This is a genomic window from Haloferula sp. BvORR071 (genome assembly GCF_000739615.1).
GTDB lineage: Bacteria > Verrucomicrobiota > Verrucomicrobiia > Verrucomicrobiales > Akkermansiaceae > Haloferula.
This window is the reverse complement of sequence record NZ_BATP01000045.1, coordinates 54,464-71,388: the sequence shown is the minus strand read 5'-3', so window position 1 is coordinate 71,388 and position 16,925 is coordinate 54,464. Positions and strand designations below refer to the sequence as shown.

General features: G+C 63.2%; 13 protein-coding genes. 5 read left to right on the top strand and 8 right to left on the bottom strand.

Going from position 1 to position 16,925, the window contains the following annotated elements:
* Positions 1-119 precede the first annotated feature (119 nt).
* Positions 120-3,476, top strand: coding sequence for a transglutaminase family protein (locus BV071_RS23710; RefSeq protein WP_035612481.1), 3,357 nt, complete (start codon positions 120-122; stop codon positions 3,474-3,476).
* A gap of 114 nt (positions 3,477-3,590) precedes the next feature.
* Here BV071_RS23710 and BV071_RS23705 read toward each other — a convergent pair whose 3' ends face one another.
* The 5 genes from BV071_RS23705 to BV071_RS23685 all read right to left on the bottom strand — a co-directional run bounded on the left by BV071_RS23705 (position 3,591) and on the right by BV071_RS23685 (position 9,580).
* Complete coding sequence (locus tag BV071_RS23705; RefSeq protein ID WP_035612392.1) at positions 3,591-4,616, bottom strand: hypothetical protein; 1,026 nt, start codon at positions 4,614-4,616, stop codon at positions 3,591-3,593.
* Positions 4,613-6,112 carry a prenyltransferase/squalene oxidase repeat-containing protein gene (locus tag BV071_RS23700; protein ID WP_035612390.1) on the bottom strand — a complete coding sequence of 500 codons (1,500 nt, stop codon included), beginning with the start codon at positions 6,110-6,112 and terminating at the stop codon, positions 4,613-4,615. Before BV071_RS23700 ends, BV071_RS23705 begins: the two co-directional genes overlap by 4 nt.
* A 287-nt stretch (positions 6,113-6,399) precedes the next feature.
* A complete protein-coding gene (locus BV071_RS23695; RefSeq protein WP_035612388.1) occupies positions 6,400-7,608 on the bottom strand; it encodes a hypothetical protein in 1,209 nt (402 codons plus the stop codon).
* A 69-nt stretch (positions 7,609-7,677) separates the two neighbouring features.
* Positions 7,678-8,952, bottom strand: a complete 1,275-nt coding sequence (locus tag BV071_RS23690; protein ID WP_035612386.1) for a phospholipase D-like domain-containing protein — start codon at positions 8,950-8,952, stop codon at positions 7,678-7,680.
* Positions 8,953-9,064: 112 nt separating this feature from the next.
* Positions 9,065-9,580 (bottom strand): hypothetical protein, encoded by a 516-nt coding sequence (locus BV071_RS23685; RefSeq protein WP_035612384.1) that lies wholly within the window; start codon positions 9,578-9,580, stop codon positions 9,065-9,067.
* Between the two features lie 223 nt (positions 9,581-9,803).
* Between BV071_RS23685 and pyrF the strand changes: the two genes are divergently transcribed.
* Together pyrF and BV071_RS23675 are read left to right on the top strand one after the other, a co-directional pair.
* Positions 9,804-10,583: an orotidine-5'-phosphate decarboxylase gene (gene pyrF / locus BV071_RS23680; protein ID WP_035612382.1), complete on the top strand. Its 780-nt coding sequence runs from the start codon at positions 9,804-9,806 to the stop codon at positions 10,581-10,583.
* A 30-nt stretch (positions 10,584-10,613) separates the two neighbouring features.
* On the top strand, positions 10,614-11,543 hold the full coding sequence (locus BV071_RS23675) for an MBL fold metallo-hydrolase (RefSeq protein ID WP_035612380.1): 930 nt from the start codon (positions 10,614-10,616) through the stop codon (positions 11,541-11,543).
* A 7-nt stretch (positions 11,544-11,550) separates the two neighbouring features.
* Here BV071_RS23675 and BV071_RS23670 read toward each other — a convergent pair whose 3' ends face one another.
* Positions 11,551-12,195, bottom strand: coding sequence for a hypothetical protein (locus BV071_RS23670; protein ID WP_035612379.1), 645 nt, complete (start codon positions 12,193-12,195; stop codon positions 11,551-11,553).
* Between the two features lie 111 nt (positions 12,196-12,306).
* On the opposite strand from BV071_RS23670, the gene BV071_RS23665 reads away from it, so the two are divergent.
* Entirely contained in the window at positions 12,307-13,308 is a 1,002-nt protein-coding gene (locus BV071_RS23665) for a metallophosphoesterase (RefSeq protein ID WP_081886195.1), read from the top strand.
* A 7-nt stretch (positions 13,309-13,315) separates the two neighbouring features.
* On the opposite strand, the gene BV071_RS23660 is transcribed toward BV071_RS23665, so the two are convergent.
* The gene (locus BV071_RS23660) at positions 13,316-15,085 is read right to left on the bottom strand and encodes a methylmalonyl-CoA mutase family protein (protein ID WP_052573800.1); all 1,770 of its coding nucleotides are present in this window, start codon (positions 15,083-15,085) and stop codon (positions 13,316-13,318) included.
* A complete protein-coding gene (locus tag BV071_RS23655; protein ID WP_035612375.1) occupies positions 15,082-16,209 on the bottom strand; it encodes a cobalamin-dependent protein in 1,128 nt (375 codons plus the stop codon). The genes BV071_RS23660 and BV071_RS23655 overlap by 4 nt, the downstream gene beginning before the upstream one ends.
* 94 nt (positions 16,210-16,303) lie before the next feature.
* On the opposite strand from BV071_RS23655, the gene BV071_RS23650 reads away from it, so the two are divergent.
* Positions 16,304-16,843, top strand: a complete 540-nt coding sequence (locus tag BV071_RS23650; RefSeq protein WP_035612373.1) for a hypothetical protein — start codon at positions 16,304-16,306, stop codon at positions 16,841-16,843.
* Positions 16,844-16,925 lie beyond the last annotated feature (82 nt).

The following is a 16,925-nucleotide window of genomic DNA, read 5'->3' as shown; positions in this document are numbered from 1 at the left end:
GACTGATTCTCAGCATCTTGCCCCGCCTCGCAAGATACCCCGGCCTTCTAGAGGCGGAAGGGTCATGCATCGGTCCTTGCATGATTTGGCATGGCGGGCGCTACATGGGCATCCACCCCATGGCAATTCGCGTCGGCCTTCATCACCTCACCGAGTATCGTTACGACCGCGAGGTCAACCTGTCGCCGCACGTGATCCGGCTCCGCCCCTGTGTCCACTCGCGCACGCCGATACTCGCCTACTCGCTTACGATTGAGCCCGCGAACCACTTCCTGAATTGGCAGCAGGACCCCTTCGGCAACTGGAACGCCCGGGTGGTTTTTCCGGAGAAGACCCGCCACCTGAAGATCGTGGTCGACCTAGTGGCGGACATGACCGTCATCAACCCCTTCGATTTCTTCCTAGAGGAATACGCGGAAGAATTCCCCTTCCAATACCCACCAAACCTCGCCCACGAACTCTCGCCCTACCTGAAGATCCGGGAGAGCGGCCCGCGCCTAATGCAATGGCTGGAGGGCATCTCCCGGGAGAAGCGTCGCACTATCGACTTCCTGGTCGATGTAAACTCGCGGATCAACCAGGCGCTCGGCTACGTGATCCGCCTGGAGGCCGGGGTGCAGAGCTGCGAGCAGACCTTCGAGGTCGGCAAGGGCTCCTGCCGCGACTTCGCCTACCTGCTGGTGCAGGCACTGCGTCACCTAGGACTCGCGGCGCGTTTCGTCTCCGGCTACTCGGTGCAGCTCACACCGGACGAGAAGCCGCTCGAAGGGCCCGCTGGCGTCACGGAAGACGTGACTGACCTGCACGCTTGGGCAGAGGTTTTCATCCCGGGTGCCGGCTGGGTTGGGCTTGATGCGACTTCGGGCCTCTTTGCAGGAGAAGGCCACATTCCCCTCTCCTGCACGCCGGAGCCGGCCAGCGCCGCGCCAGTGGTCGGCGGAGTCGATCCCTGCGAGAGCGAGTTCATCTGGGCGAACGTGGTGACCCGCGTCCATGAGGACCCGCGGGTGACCAAGCCCTATTCGGATACCGAGTGGGACGCCATCGATGCCCTGGGCGCAAAAGTGGACGAGCTGTTAGACGCCGGTGATGTCGCGCTGACGATGGGCGGTGAGCCGACCTTCGTCTCAATCGACGACATGGAAGGCGCGGAGTGGAACATTTCCGCGGATAGCCCGGCCAAGCGCAAGCTGGCGCTGAATCTCCTGAATCGCCTGAAGAATGTCTTCGGCCCCGGCGGCCTACTGCACTATGGGGAGGGCAAGTGGTACCCCGGCGAGCCACTGCCGCGCTGGGCCTACACGGTGGTCTGGCGCAAGGACGGCGAGCCGCTGTGGAAGGACGAGCGCCTGCTGGCGGACCCGAATTCCAATCCCGGCCACGGCATTGAGGACGCGCGGCGTTTCGCCACCATGGTCACGGACGAGCTCTCCTGCCAGCAGGGCCACCTGATCGCGGGCTTCGAGGATGCCTTCTACTATGCCTGGCGGGAAAGCACCCTGCCACTGAATGTCGATCCCTACTCGGCGGATCTGGATGACCCGCTGGAGCGCCGCTACTTGGCGAACTTACTAGACCGCGGGCTCTCGAAGCCGACTGGCTTTGCCCTGCCGGTGGAGTGGGATGCGGAGAAAGAGATTTGGCAAAGCGCGCTGTGGACCTTCCGCCGCGGCCGGATGTCGCTGACCCCCGGCGGTTCGCCGATGGGCTTCCGCCTACCGCTCGATTCGCTGCCGAAGGTCGATGAGGAAGCACGGACCAAGCAGGCCCTGTTAGAAGCCTCGCCGCTGGAGCCGGTCAAGGCGCTCCCTGCACACGGCGCGCTGCTGCCGGCCGGCCGCACCCTGCAGGCCAGCACGCCCTTCACCCCGGATTCTCCGGAACCCGCGGATTCCGGCAAGCCACTCACCCAAACCGCGCTCTGCTTCGAGCCGCGGAATGGCAAGCTCCACGTTTTCTTCCCGCCGGTCACGCATCTGGAGCATTACATCCTTTTGTTGGAAGCGGTGGAGAACGTTGCCGCGCGGCTCAAGCTGCCGGTCGTCATCGAGGGCTACGAGATGCCGTGGGACAAGCGAGTGGACCGCATCAAGGTCACGCCCGATCCCGGGGTGATCGAGGTGAACGTCCACCCAGTGACGAACTGGCGCGACCTCGTCGAGAACACCACCACGCTCTACGAAGCCGCAAAGCAATCACGCTTGGGCACGGAGAAGTTCATGCTGGATGGCCGCCATACCGGCACCGGTGGCGGCAATCACGTGACGCTCGGCGGCGCGACCCCGGAGCGCAGCCCCTTCTTGCGCAAGCCGGGCCTGCTGCGCAGTCTGATCACCTACTGGCAGCACCACCCGGGCCTTTCCTACCTTTTCTCAGGGCTTTTCCTGGGCCCTACCAGCCAAGCCCCGCGGGCCGATGAAGGCCGTGACGATCGCCTTTTCGAACTGGAGATCGCCTTCGAACAGCTTCCCGAAAGCGGCGATCCGCCGTGGATGGTGGATCGCATTCTGCGGAACATGCTAACCGACCTGACGGGCAACACGCACCGGGCGGAATTCTGCATCGATAAGCTCTACGCTCCCGGTGCTGCCAGCGGCCGACTGGGCATCCTGGAGCTGCGGGCCTTTGAGATGCCGCCGCATGCGCGAATGTCACTGGTGCAGATGCTTTTGGTCCGCTCACTGGTCGCGAAGTTCTGGAACGAGCCTTATCACAAGAAGCTGGTCCGCTGGGGCACCGAGTTGCACGACCGCTTCATGCTGCCGCACTTCGTCCGGCAGGACCTCATCGATGTGGCGGCAGATCTGAAGCTTTCGGGCATCCCCTTTGAGGCCTCATGGCTGGAGCCCTTCCATGAGTTCCGCTTCCCGGTCTATGGGCGCGTCTGCCACGATGGCGTGGATCTGGAGATCCGCGCGGCGCTGGAGCCCTGGCATGTGCTAGGCGAAGAGAGTGGCTCGCAGGGCACGGCGCGCTATGTGGATTCCTCGGTGGAACGCGTGCAGGTGAAAATCCGCAACATGGTGGAAGGCCGCCATGTGCTGGTCTGCAATGGTCGCCGGATTCCACTGCAGGCGACCGGGCGGCGGGGCGAGTTTGTTGCGGGCGTGCGCTACAAGGCTTGGGATCCGTGGTCCGCGATGCATCCGACGATCGGCGTGCACACGCCACTGACCTTCGACGTGATGGACATCTGGAACCGGCGCTCGCTGGGTGGCTGCGTGTATCATGTCGTTCATCCCGGCGGCCGGAGCTACGACAGCTTCCCGGTGAATGCGTATGAGGCGGAGTCGCGAAGGGTGAACCGCTTCTGGCAGCATGGGCATACGTCCGGCGTGATGGAGCCTGCCTCTACCGGTGGGTTTGGGTATCATCGCGTGGAGGACCGCGCGGGTGGACCGGCGGTGACTTACACGGAGGTGCCAATGGAGGATCCGACGATGGAGTTCCCGGTGACGCTGGATTTGAGGAGGTAGCTTTTCCCGTAGGCGCGTTGGTGACAACGCGGCACGGTCCATGAAGGCGCTCATTGCCACGGAAGAAAGGAGCCACCTTTCCGTGGCTTCCGCGTTCTCACGAACGCGCCTACATCAAGCAGGCAGAGCTTCCACCGCCAGAGCAGTGGCCACGATCGGACAGTCTTCGCGCATCTCCCCTGCGCGATTCTTCCAAGACCCGTCTTCTTCACGCGCGGCGACCAAGGCATCTTCAGGAACAGACTTCACCGCCGGACAAAGCTTGCTCGTCACCTTCAAACTACGAGCTGTATAGTAGCACAAATCCGCGGGCGCATTCTTGCCACCCACTGCGCCCCAGCGGAATTTCTCCAGCCACTTCACCGCGGCCTTCACCCGTGGCGAATCCGCTGACTCCCCGCAGTGCAGTATCGCCCGCAGGCCATCGGCGGTGGCACTGGCGTAGGAAAGATAGCACATGACCCCGCGGTTGTCTTTGCCGGCTTGGCCGGCCTTGTTGCGGGCGGGGTCGTCGGGCATCTGGAAGAATCCGCCGTCATCGAAGGTGGTCTCTCCGATTCCGAAGTTCTGGCAGGATTTCACGAAGGCCAAGGCACAGGAGAACAGGGCGGCATCCTCCAGCTTGGCCGACTTCAAGCCATCGACAGCCATCGTGGTGGCGGCAAGATTCGCCTGCTGCATCGGTGCCAGCTCACCGGTCGCAGGCGGTGCCACAGTCGAGTAGGACCAGCCGCCGGTACGTGGGCACTGGAGTTCCTGCAGCTTGCGCCGCGCGAACACCGCCGGAACTGCCAAGCCGGGACAAAGGGGGGCAGCCTCCAGAATCGCGGCAGCATGATGAACGGGATACTCTTCAAGGATGGCCGCTCCTTGCCCAGTGATCCATTCCGCTGCTTTCCGGCAGACTTCGGCCGCCTCGGCATCTCCCGCCAAGGCCCGCAGCACCAGCGGAGTAAGGGCCCGGCCATCCCGAAAGGCTCCGTAGGTGGAGGAGCGCCACGCGCCGTCTGCGGACTGCATCGAGACGAGCCACTGAATCGCGCGACTGCGCGGAGAGAGCTGCGATCCGCCCGCGCGAAGCGGCGGCCACCCCGCCAAGGGGGCAGCCACCAGCAGACGGAGGAATGCGGCGCGATTCACGGTGCGGGCTTCTTCTCTTCTTCCCCGTTCTTCGCGACCGGCGGAGTCACCGGGGCAGGAGCCCGGTCGGTCATCAACACCATCAAGGCACTCGCGGTGCAAAAGGTCCGCCCGGTGATGCAGTGCTGCCCAGCCCAGGAACCGTCGGCATTCTGAGCACCATTGACCGTGGTGGTCATCGACTTGTCCCACTTGGTCCACTCGTCGCCGCCTTTGTTGCGGAGAGCCTCGCCGATGTTCATGTAGCTGATGAACTCCTCGCCGCCGTTGTTGCCAAAGCCGCTCACAAAGCCGGCCTCAGAGGCTCGGCCGGCGACCTGCTGAAGCAGGACCTTCTGGTCCGCATCGGAGCGGTCGAGCTTCGCGATCTCCTGCTTGGCCTCGTCTCTTTGCTGCGGTGTGGCTTCCGGCGCGTTGGCGGCCTTCTCCAACTCACCACGACGCGAAACATTGTTCGCAGCAAACTTCGACATGCCGCCGAGCTTCGAGGCATAGCGATAGATCTCCACGCCTGCATCCGCCACACCGGCGCTACCGGACACAGCTCCAGTCGCGCGGTCCAAGCCCTCGGCGTTCTGGCGATGGTCCTTGTCCAGCGCCGCGAGATCCACCTTCGCGCCTGCGGCCCAGGCCGAATTCAGGGCACCACTGCACATCCCCTGCGAGAGGGTGGAGGCCCAGCCGCTGTTGCCCGCGAAGGCTCCATTCTCCTGCTGGTGCTTCTGGATCTTCGCCACCACCTTGTCGAGCAGCTTGGCCCGGCGATCCTCATCAGAAGCGTTCGGGAAGCGCCCCTTGAGATCGGAGAGGATCTGCGCCGCGAGGAAGGTGTCCACATAGCGGCCGATCTTCGATTGAAGCTGGGTGTCGCGGACATCGGTCACGTAGAGGCTGTCGCTGTCCGCCGCTTCGACCCGCTTCAGGATGAACTCGGCGGCCTTCCTGGCGTTGTCCGCATACTCTCCGGTATCGAGTTTCGCTCCGGCACGGAGGAAGGCCTGCAGGGCAATGGCGGTGTTGCCGATGTCCGAGGGGTCGGGCACGTTGTCGCCCTCGACCCTGCCGTTGCCTTCACCTTGGTTCTGCACATTGATCCGCCAGCCGCCGCCTTGGCCCCAGCCGCCATCGGAGTTTTGTTTCGAGACCAACCAAGCGAGGCCCTTCTTCACGGGATCGCCCAAGGGCTTCGGCGGAGGAAGATCGGCGGGCTTGGGAGTATCGGTCGGCTTTGCCTGGGCCGTGCTTGCCGTATCGCTCGGCTTCGCGGGATCGGCAGGTTTGGCTTCCACGGTGGCGGAGGCGGTCGCTGGCGGAGCCGGATCCACTTTGGCAGGGGCAGGGGCAGGAGCAGGAGCGGGAGATGCCTCCACCACCGCTTGGGCAGGCGGGGCATCCTTCGTGACTTCGGCAAGCGCCGGAGAGGGCAAGGGCTCGGCGAGGAGGAAACGGGCGGCGAAGAGCAGGCTCGCCGCACATGGCAGAATTCTCAGTTTCATGGCGTCTCAGAGTCATCCGCGAAGCTGGATTGCCCCGCGTCCATAAGGGAAGACACCGCCGCCAGACCTTTCTTTGGTAAAGGGTGCGTAAATCGCGAACGGGCAGAGGGGGCCTCCTTCAAAACATTGAAGGAGGGACGGGATTTTGTGACGGGAGATTTCGCGGCTAGGACACTGGGTGCACCGACTTTAGTCGGCCTCACCGGTCGGCAAGCGCATACATCACCCGTGCCGACTAAAGTCGGCGCACCCTGTGGTGACAAAAGCGGCCTTCAAAGCCGCTCATCTCAAGCCTGCACATCGAGCGGCTCCAGCCACTTCACGGCATCGATAAGCGGCTCGGAGAGCAGCTTCTTCTTCGCGCCGTTCTCGACGAGGTGAAGGTTCTTGCCGTCGCTCCATGCGATCCGGCCGTCCTTGGCGATGTCGTAGGCCAGCACGTGCTTCGCCATTACCGTCTCCGTGCCATCCGGAGAACGCTTCACGAGCTCCCAGTCCGCGGGAGCCAGCGCACCATCCGGGCCATTCGCCGCGGAGGCTTTCTGGACATCGATCATCCGGCCGTAGATCCACATGCGCACCGGCTCCGGGCCCTGAGCCTTCGGCCCGCCTGCGCTGGTCAGAGGCTTCTTGCTGACCATCATCGAGAAGATCTGGAAGAAATCGACCATCGCCCGGATGATCCGGAATGGAAAAAGGACCGCATCCTTCAAAGTCACCCACAGCGGCGGGCGGACACCGTGCGGCCCCTCATAATTACGACGGATATAGTACAGGTTCCCCGCCACATCGGCGCGAGGCGAGAGCAGATCCTTTTCCGGATACTCCACCAAAGTCTCCAGCTCGCCGGACTTCAAATCGATGCGGTGGATCGAACTCGGCCCGAGGCCGCGCACCGCGCCATTCGGATCGCGAGATAGACCCGCGGAATGATAGACCACCGCCTCTCCTCCGGGCACCCAGCTCGGTGCCGCATCGATCGAGTCACCTTCAGTGACCGCGCGGGCATTGCGGCCATCCGCATCTAGCACGGCGAGACTCGACGACATCGGCTCGCCGAAGCGGCAGACCAAGCGGCCATCGTCCGGATGGCGGTCGAACTCGGAGGCATGAAAGCGCTCGCGATGGAAGACGCGGCGCTCGTAGCCTTCCTCGAAATCATACTCCAGCACCGCACCCACCACGCCGGTCCACAGAGCATAGACCATGGACCCGGGGCGCTCGCCTCCCTCCACGGCAACAATCTGCGGCCGCAAGGAGGGACCCGCCATCGAGCGCCGGCCCCAGACCGAGGAGCGCCCAAAGGGATTCATGCCGCCGGCACCTTCCTCACCCTGCAGCCAGGAATTCTTCTCCGCCGAGCGCTGCTCGCGCCGCTCGATTTCCGCCGCGAACTCGCAATCGTGCCGCTTCGATTGGCCATCCATGCGGGCCAGGATCAATCTGCCGTCGGCGATCAGCGCGATGCTTGGTTCCATGTCCATCAGTGCAGCCATGGTCTAACATGGCAGAACCGGGGTGTAACTGGAATTCGCGCCGGAACTCTTGAGAAACGGCTCTAAACGTCAAAGTTGCGACCGCAGCAGCGCGGCAGTTCCGCCGACAAGCTTCTCGCCAAGCGAACGGTTCTGCCAATCGTCATAGGTGAACTCCCCTGCGCGCGCAACGTCGCAACTGAAGACCTCCACTTCGCGCCGCGTGAATTCCTCATCGATGACATTCAGGTTCGCCTCGTCGTTGATCCGGAACGAACGGTTGTCGAAGTTCGCCGATCCCACGGAGGTCCAGAGATCATCGATCATCATGCACTTGCAGTGGTACATCGTGGGTTCGAATTCGTATACTTTCACCCCTCCCTCCAGCAGGCGGCCCAACCGTTGCCGTGCCGCCAGCCGAACCGACTTGGAATCGATGGTCCGCCCGGGAAGCAGCACCTCCACGCTCACGCCGCGCTCGACGGCTTCCAGCAGGGTTTGGGTAGTCAGATCGTCGGGCAGGAAATAGGCATTGCCGATCTTGATGTTTTTCTCGGCAGCGGCGATCGACAGCAGGTACATCAAGCGAGCGCTCTCGCTACCCTCCATCGGGGAACTCTTGAACATCTGGCAGCGCAGCTCACCGGCCTCATGCAGCTCCGGGAAATAGTCCTCCCCATGCAGCACCACGGCACGCGTCTTCATCCAATTGTCCAGGAAGGCCGCTTGCATCTGGGCGACCACGGGGCCCTCAACCCGGTACTGGGTGTCGCGGAAGTGTTCAGGATCCTCAGCATCGCCGTCCCAATTGTCGGCAATACCCACGCCGCCCGTGAAGCCCAGCCGGCCATCGATCACCAGCAGCTTGCGGTGCGTACGTTCATTGGTCCGGGCGAGATTCGCGGTATGATAGAGTTCCAACTCCACGCCCGCACGAGTCATCCGCCGCAGCGCCTCGCCATTAACGCAATCACAGCCCACGCCATCGATCAGCACGTGCACCTTGACGCCCTGCCGGGCTTTGGCCGCCAGCGCATCCGCAAAGCGGTCGGCGATCTCTCCCTCCCAGTAGATGAAGGTTTCAAAGGTAATGCTTCGCTCGGCCTCCGCGATTGCGGCGAGCATGGCAGGGAATATCTCGCGGCCATTCTGCAGGGGCTTGACCGCGTTTCCGGAAAGAATCGGCGGCCCGAGCAACTGGCTCATCGCTCGCTCGAACTGCGGGTCGGAAATCCCATAGCGCTGAGCGATGCGGTGGGTGATCTTTTCCTCCCCGGATATGAAGTTCCGGACAATGATGGTCAGCGCCGCTGTCGCCGCTGCGGTGATTCCGATGGTCCAGAGGTGGTCGCGGCCCTTGCTCATTGTTCATATTGCGCCGGGATCTTTTAATGCGCCAGTATCATTCGCTGTCATCGCAAGCACGGCAGGCCAAGTGGAAAACCTGACCTGCCGCAAGCGTGGGACGATTGATTTCTCACCTGCCGTCGCCATCCGCGTCACCGGGAAGGCGGCGTTCCACACGGTGCCAACCCGCACGCACGGCGTGCTTCGCCTTCTCCCAAGTCAGGCGGGATCCGCCCTTCGTTTGGTCCCATTCGCGGGCGAGATGGGGTTCAGCATCTTCCCAAGTGGTGCCGCGGCTCGCAGCCCCCTCGTAACCGGCCCGGTAGGCGGGATCGTAATCGTCGTAGCTGTATTCCGGATCCGCCCACTCCTGGCGGGCGTGGTTTTCACGCCAATAGCTGGCTTCCTCAGTGGGATTGACCGCCTCGGCTCCCGCCTTGCCGGCGGCGGCCCCGGCGATACCCCCCACCACCGCGCCGACGACGGCACCCACAGGACCTCCCACCGCGCCGATCGCTGCTCCGGCCGTGGCTCCGCCCGCGGTGCCGACTCCCACCCCTACCGGATGGCTGCCGGGCTCCCCGGTGATCGGGTCTTCATTGCGGGCGTCCGCGCGGTCCTGGCTGTCTTTTGGAATCGTTTTCATGGATTTGCTGGCAGATTTGCCGCGTCACTCTTCGCAAGCGATGTGCCACGGGCTCTTTCCCTGCGGAACGAGGCTTGCAGCCCCGTCCCGTCCGCCACCGCCGTTGCATTTCAGCGATCCTACGGTCATTCCGCACGGGTTGGGCCGATCAAGCGGCATCCCGGAGCGAATCGCCTTGCAGCGTTGCTCTTGCCCCGCTTCCCCCACCTGCTAAAATACCCCCATGCGCTACCGCGAACGCCTTTCGGCGCGAATCGCCGCCACCGGTTCCCGTCTTTGTGTTGGCCTCGACCCCCGGCCCGGCGCGGGCGGGATCGAAGCCGTGCCGGATTTCCTCAAGCAAGTCGTCGACGAGACCTGGGAGCACGCGGCCGCCTTCAAGCCAAACATGGCCTACTTCGAGGCGATGGGCCTGCGGGGAATCGAGATCCTCGAGAACCTGCTTGGCGCGATGCCCTCCGAGGTCCCGGTGATTCTCGACGCCAAGCGCAGCGACATCGGCGAGACCCAGAAGTACTATGCGCATAGTTACTTCGCCCACTGGAAGGTGGATGCGGTAACGCTGAATCCCTTCCTCGGCTACGACTCGATCGAGCCCTTCCTCGGCTGGGAGGGTAAGGGCATCTACCTGCTGGCCGTGACCTCGAATGCCGGCTCAGCTGACTTCCAGCGCCAGACCTTGGCCGACGGACGCTCCGTTTTCGAACTCGTCACCGCTCTGGGCGAACGCGCCGCCGGGATGGCGACCGATGTCGGCTACGTCGTGGGCCTGACGAATGCCGGGGGGGTCCTCAGCAAAATTCCGGATGCTCCGCTGCTGGTGCCCGGACTGGGTGCGCAGGGCGGGGATCTTGCGGATCTAGCCGCCGCCGCCCGCAGCGCACCGGACGTCATCAATGTCTCGCGCGGAGTGCTTTACGCGGATGATGGCTTCAGCTTCGGCGAGCGCGCCAAACGCTGGGCGGAGCGGATCGCACAATCCTATCAAGAAGCGGTCGCGTGAACCGGTATCCACGCTAGTTTGCGGCCGTCGATGCTCCGGAAAAATCCATATCTGAAGTCGGGCAAGATCACGGCCCACTATTCGGGAATCCTCCCTCAAAAGGGTTGGCCGGGGCGCAACTACAAGTTCTTCCGGCACCGCATCGTCCCCGGGATTTTCCAAAAGCGCGGCGGTGCCGAACAGGAGCCCGTGCTGACAATGCCGGACAACGGCTGCGTGCGGGTGACATGGATCGGCCATGCGTCCTTCCTGCTCCAGTTCTCGGATCACTCGGTGATCGTCGATCCCAACTGGGCGAAGTGGCATGGCTTCGTGAAGCGCTTGCGTGAGCCGGGTCTGCCGCTAAAGGCAATCCCCGAGCTGGACTTGGTACTGGTCAGCCACGCGCACTTCGATCACCTCCACAAGCCCAGCCTCAAGGTCCTGCGCTCTCGTGGCGGAATCGTGGTCCCGCAGGGCAGCGCCAGCCTGGTCCGCCGCCTCGGCTTTCCCGCCGTGCACGAGATCAAGGTCTGGGAGAACATTGAGTACAACAACCTCAACGTGATCCACACCCCCAGCCATCACTGGGGCGCCCGCTACATTCATGACACCCACCGCGACTACGGCGGCTACATCATCGAGTCCGGCGGGAAGAATGTTTTCCACTGCGGCGACAGTGCTTGGTTCGACGGCTTCGCCGAAATCGGCCGCCGCCACCAGAATATCGATGTCGCGTTGATGCCGATCGGGGCCTACGACGCGCCGAGCGGCCGGGACGTCCACATGAACCCGGAGGAGGCGGTCCGGGCCTTCGCCGAGCTGGGAGCGAAGGTCCTGATCCCGATGCACTACGGCACCTTCCCGCTGGGCAACGAGCCGATCGGGGAACCGGTCGAGCGACTCTTGATGGAGGCGGACCGCCTCGGCATCAGCGAGAAAATCCTGATTCCGGAAGAGGGCGTGGGGATCGAGTGGTGAGATGACCTCAGGTCAGATCCGGGGCATCTGTCTTCCGCCGATACCAAGCCTTCCGTTTCTTGGGGTCGCTCAAGCCGAGCATCAGGAGCCCGCCGAAGCCGAAAGCCCAGGCAATCATTGGATGGGTGAGAACCATCAGCGGCCATGGGGTGGGCAGTGAGCCCTTCTGGCCTTCTCCATGGAAATCCTCGTAGGACTGGGGAGCATAGGTGCCTGCATCCGTTAGAACACCATCGGGATTCAGGAGGAAACGCTTGGCTCCGCGCGAGGCCCAAATCTCCAGGGTTTCCGCGTCGATCAGGCGGGCCTCGAAAAGGCCGCCGCCGACAATGCTCCAGCCACGGCTGAAGTGACCGCTGGCATCGTAGAGTTGAATCCTTCCCGATGGCTCGTGGAAGGCCAATTGCCGGCCATCGGCCAGGCGGATGATCTGGGCGGAGTTCCCTACGGGCCACTCCACATCGCCGGGCATCTCATACAGTGAAACCGCGCCAGTCCCGGCAAAACTGCCGGCGCCGATGGCGAAAAGGACGCCGCCAATCAATCCGATGACCCGACGCATTCCCCGCCTGCGCTTCCACGCACCGATACCCGCGCCCAAGCCGAGGAGAAACAGCACCAGCGCGAAAAAGGCAGCCCAATAAGCAAGCACGCCCGCAAGGTCCCTGCGATGCGGCACAACTGCAAGACTTCTGCCTCCGCCCATGCAAGGTGACGGGATCGCGGCAATATTCCCACTTTCCACGCCGTATTCTTGAGGCCGATGAATACTCCTCGTTCCTCGATGACCCGCCGCGACGCACTCAAATCCGGGCTCATCTTCAGCACCGGCCTGCTCAGCGCAGGCTGGCAGAGCCGCCTACATGCCGCCGAGCCACAAACCAGCTTCAGCAAGAAGGGCCTGCACTTCCTGGCGGTAGGCGACTACGGCACCGGCAAGGAGGCGCAAAAGAAGGTCGCCGCGCAGATGAACCAATTCGCCGGCACGCTCGATGCCCCGCTGAGCTCGGTCCTCGCGCTGGGCGACAATTTCTATGGGATGCTGGATGAAGCGCGCTTCGGGCCGCACTTTGAGCAGATGTATTCCAAGCAGCATCTCGATTGCCCCTTCTACGCCTGCCTGGGCAATCACGACTACGGCCCGCAGTATGATTCCAAGCAAGGCCGCGTGAAGGCAGACATGCAGCTCGACTACGCGAAGAAAAATCCCAACTCGCGCTGGAAGATGCCCGCCAAGTGGTTTGCGGTGGAGTTCCCGAATCCTGTGACACCATTGGTTAAGATCATCTACCTCGACGGCAATTTCGCCGAAGGCGCAATGACCCCACAGGAGAAGCTCGGCCAGAAGCGTTGGCTCGATGAGGAGCTCAAGAAGGAGAACAAAGCCAAGTGGACCTGGGTGGTCACCCACTTCCCGATGTTCTCCGACGACACCAAGCGCAAGGACAACCAAGGCCTGATCAAGAACTGGGGACCGCTGCTGAAAACCAACGCGATCTCACTCTACCTCTCCGGCCACGATCACAACCTGCAGCACCTCCAGGTGCAGGACTACCAACCCAGCTTCCTGGTCAGTGGCGGCGGCGGTGCCACCACCTACGAGACTACCGCTTCTGCGCGCGGCTATTCCAAGCAGATCTTCGGTTTCAATCACATCCACGTGGACGAGCAGAAGATCACCGTCCAACTCATCGACGCGGATGGCAAACGGCTGCACGCCTTCGAGCGCGACCTCGGGGGCAAGGTGAAGGTGCTGGGAGCCTGAAACTCCCTCAGACCAGAGGCCGAAACTTACCCACGGCATCCTGAAGCGCGCGGGTAATCTGGCCGAGCGAGCAACACTCCACCGTCTGCAGGAGTTCCGTGAAAACATTCCCTCCCTCGCGCACAACCCGGGCGAGGCGTTCAAGCGCAGCCGGGGCACTATGGCGGTTGCGATCCTTGAAGGCTCCCAGCCGTGCCGCCTGCTCGCGCTTCCGCTCCTCGGGAATCCTCACCAGCCGCGGCTCCGGCGGGGCGGCATCGCCACAGTAACGGTTCACCCCGATCACCGGACGGGTGCCATCAAGGATCTGGCGCTCGTAGCGGTAGCTCGCGGACTGGATGCAGGAACGCTGGTAACGCTGCTCCATCGCTTCGAGCACTCCGCCGAGGCCGGCGATGGTTTCGAACTCGGCGAGGACGGCGTCTTCTACCACGCGCTCGACCTGCTTCATCCCCGGTGAACCGGCGAGTAGATTCATGGTGTGGCGGAAGAGCCCGCTTTCCTCTAACAGGATCGACTGCGCGTGCGAGGCCAGCCGGGCATATTCTTCACCCGGCGTGGTGAAGGGCTCGTCCGCACTGTTGCTGTGGCAAGAGTTGGTGGCGTTCATGCAGGCCAGCAGCAGCTCGATCGCGGTGCGAGTCAGGTTGTTCTTGTACTCTGCGGAGACCAGCGAGCGGCCGCTGGTCTGGGTGTGGAGCTTGAAGAGCTGTGCACGGCCCGAGGCGCCGAACACATCGCGCATGCCAATCGCCCACAGCTTCCGGCAGACGCGGGCCAGCGCGAGGAATTCGACATCCAGCGAGCAGTCCAGGAAGAAGGACAACCGCGGCGCGAAGTCATCCACCGCCAGACCACGCTCGCGCAGCATCGCCACATAGGCGAAGCCATTCGACAAGGTGAAGGCGGCCTGCTGCACCGGCGTGGCCCCGGCTTGGGAAATGTGATAGCCGCTGATCGAGACCGGATACCACTTCGGCATGCGTTCGACGCAATGCACGCACATGTCCAACAGGAAGCGCAGCGAGTCTCCCACCGGGAACAGCACCTCGTTCTGCGCCTGCACCTCCTTGAGGATATCCGCCTGCACGGTTCCGCGCAGGAGCGCTGCGGCATCGGGACCGAAGCGCCGCTTGGCCGCCGCCACGAACATTGCCAGGATCGCTGGAGCAGGGCCGTTGATGGTCATCGAGACCGAGGTCGTGGGAGCAGTGAGATCGAAGCCCGCGTAGAGCTTCTCCATGTCCTCCACCGTGTCGATCGCCACGCCGCCCTCTCCGATTTTACCGAAGACTCCCGGCTCATCGCTATCCATGCCATAGAGAGTGGGCCCGTCGAAGGCGGTGCTCATGCGGTGCGAGCGCTGGTTGTGGACGAGCAGGTGGAAGCGCTCATTGGTATCCTCCGCGAGACCGAGTCCTGCAAAGAGCCGCGTCGGCTCCTCCGCTCTCTCGGCCACATCGGCTTGGCCGCCAGCATCAAGCGGATCCAAGTAGAGTTCGGGATAGGCGGAAGAGAGAAAGGGAAACTCGCCGGGCAGCCCCTCGCCATGGAGGAAGCGGGCGATCGCCCCGGGTTCGTCGAGCTCCGGCAAGGAGAGGCGCGGCAAGGAGAGGCCCGTGGGCGTCTCGGCGTGGGGAATACGCGCTTGGATTTCGCGCCAGCGGGCGAGCAGGACTTCTCCAGCAGCGGGATCGCGCCGAGCCTCGGCCACGCGATCCTCCACCGTCGCGTTGAAGCGGCGCACGGCATTCGCGATTTCAGCCAAGTCGTTCATGGGCGCGATGAAGGAATGAATTCAAGCAGCCGCGCGACGCCGGGATCCGCATGGCGACTGGCGACGGTCGGTAGCAGCGGCTTGCCGGGAGCAAAGGTCGCGAGATAGCGCCCGATCTCCGCCACTGCGGTGGCACTGCCCGGACGGTCGTGTTTGTTGGCGACCACGATCTCGGCAGCCTCCAGCATCAGGATCTTCTGCAATTGCAAGCGCGCGCCGTAGTCTGTGTTCATCACCAGCAGGCGCAGATCAACCATCCCCGCCGGGAAAGGCAGCGCTTCTTGGCCGATGCCCACGGTCTCGACGATGATCAGATCAAAGCCGCTCTCCGCGCTAGCCAGCCATGCCAAGGCCGGTTCGCTGGCGGGAGATAGCCCACCCTGCCGCCCACGAGTCGCCATGCTGCGCAGGAAGACCCGGTCGTCCTGAGCATAGACCATCGTGGCCCGGTCCCCCAAGAGTGCGCCCGCCATCATGGTGCTGGGATCGTGCGAGAGGATGGCAACGCGGTGGCGCGGAAATCTCTCAAGGTATTGGCGCACCAGTTCATCGATCAAGGTAGTCTTGCCTGCCCCGCCGGGACCGGTGATGCCGAGCACCGGTGCTTCACCCCGCGGTGGAGGCTCGCGGCCTGGGTCCACGCCTTCTTCCAGGCAGGTGATACGGCGGGCGAGCACCAGCGGATCGGCGGACGAGACCTCGATTGGTGGTGCTGCCACCGTCCGCGCAAAGCGGCTGCGGATGTAGGCCGTCATCTCGTCAAAGGTCGCGCCAGGAAGGAAGATCCGATCGGTTCCTTCTTCATGCATCCGGGCGGCATCGCTAGGAGTGATGGTGCCGCCGCCACCGCCGAAGAGACCAATCTCCGGTCGCCCCGCATCCCGCAGACCCGCCGCCACTTCGCGGAAGAATTCGATGTGCCCGCCATTGTAGCTGGAGATGCCCACGGCAGCGACATCCTCCTGCACCGCAGCACGAACGATCTCCCCTACCGCACGATGGAAACCCAGATAGACGACCTCGATCCCTTGGCGGATCAGCTCAAGGTTAATCGCCGTGATCGCGCTGTCATGGCCGTCGCAGAGCGGAACCGCAGTGAGCACTCGAACGAGAGTCCCGGCCATAGAGCAACATAGCAGGGATTTGGAAAAATGCCGCCGGATTCCTTCGACGGCCGTTGAGCGGAGCTAACAAACCTGCTATCGGCAGGAAGATCCCATGACCTTCCGCACTCTCTCCCTGTCCGCCTTGCTCCTGATCTCGGCATCTCTTGCCTCCGCCCAAGAGACCGCCTCCGAGAAGCGCGAGGTGGTATGCGCGGAGAATGCGCTCGGGTTCGACGCCCTGATCTTGAGGGAAGATCAATCGGACGGTGCGGGCGTAAACAAGCTGCCGAAGGGCACCAAGGTCTGGTCGCTCCTGTTTCGCCACGCCGATTCCAAGGACGAATCGCGCTTCCGATGGGAGATGCCCACCCTCCCGGTGGTAATCAAGCTCGACGACAAGACCTTGGCGCTGGCCTACGAAACCACCGACGAAAACGGCCGGAACGTTCAACTGAGCATCTCCAGATCGGGCGACAAAAAAAGCAAGGTCGTCACCTATCTCGTGCGCTGTGAATCCATGGCGGTCGCCCTGCGGGAGATCGCAGCCCTGATGCCGACTCCGACTGACGAAGCGCTGGAGGCGCTTCGAAGCCAAAACCATAAGCCTGAGCCATGGGTTCGGTCTGAAGGAAGCTATCGGGGCAAGCGCTAGGTGCCGACTTGGGCACCGCAGGAATATTCCATGGGGGGTGTCGCGAATCCACGTTGACTGAATGACTCATTCAGTCAACTTC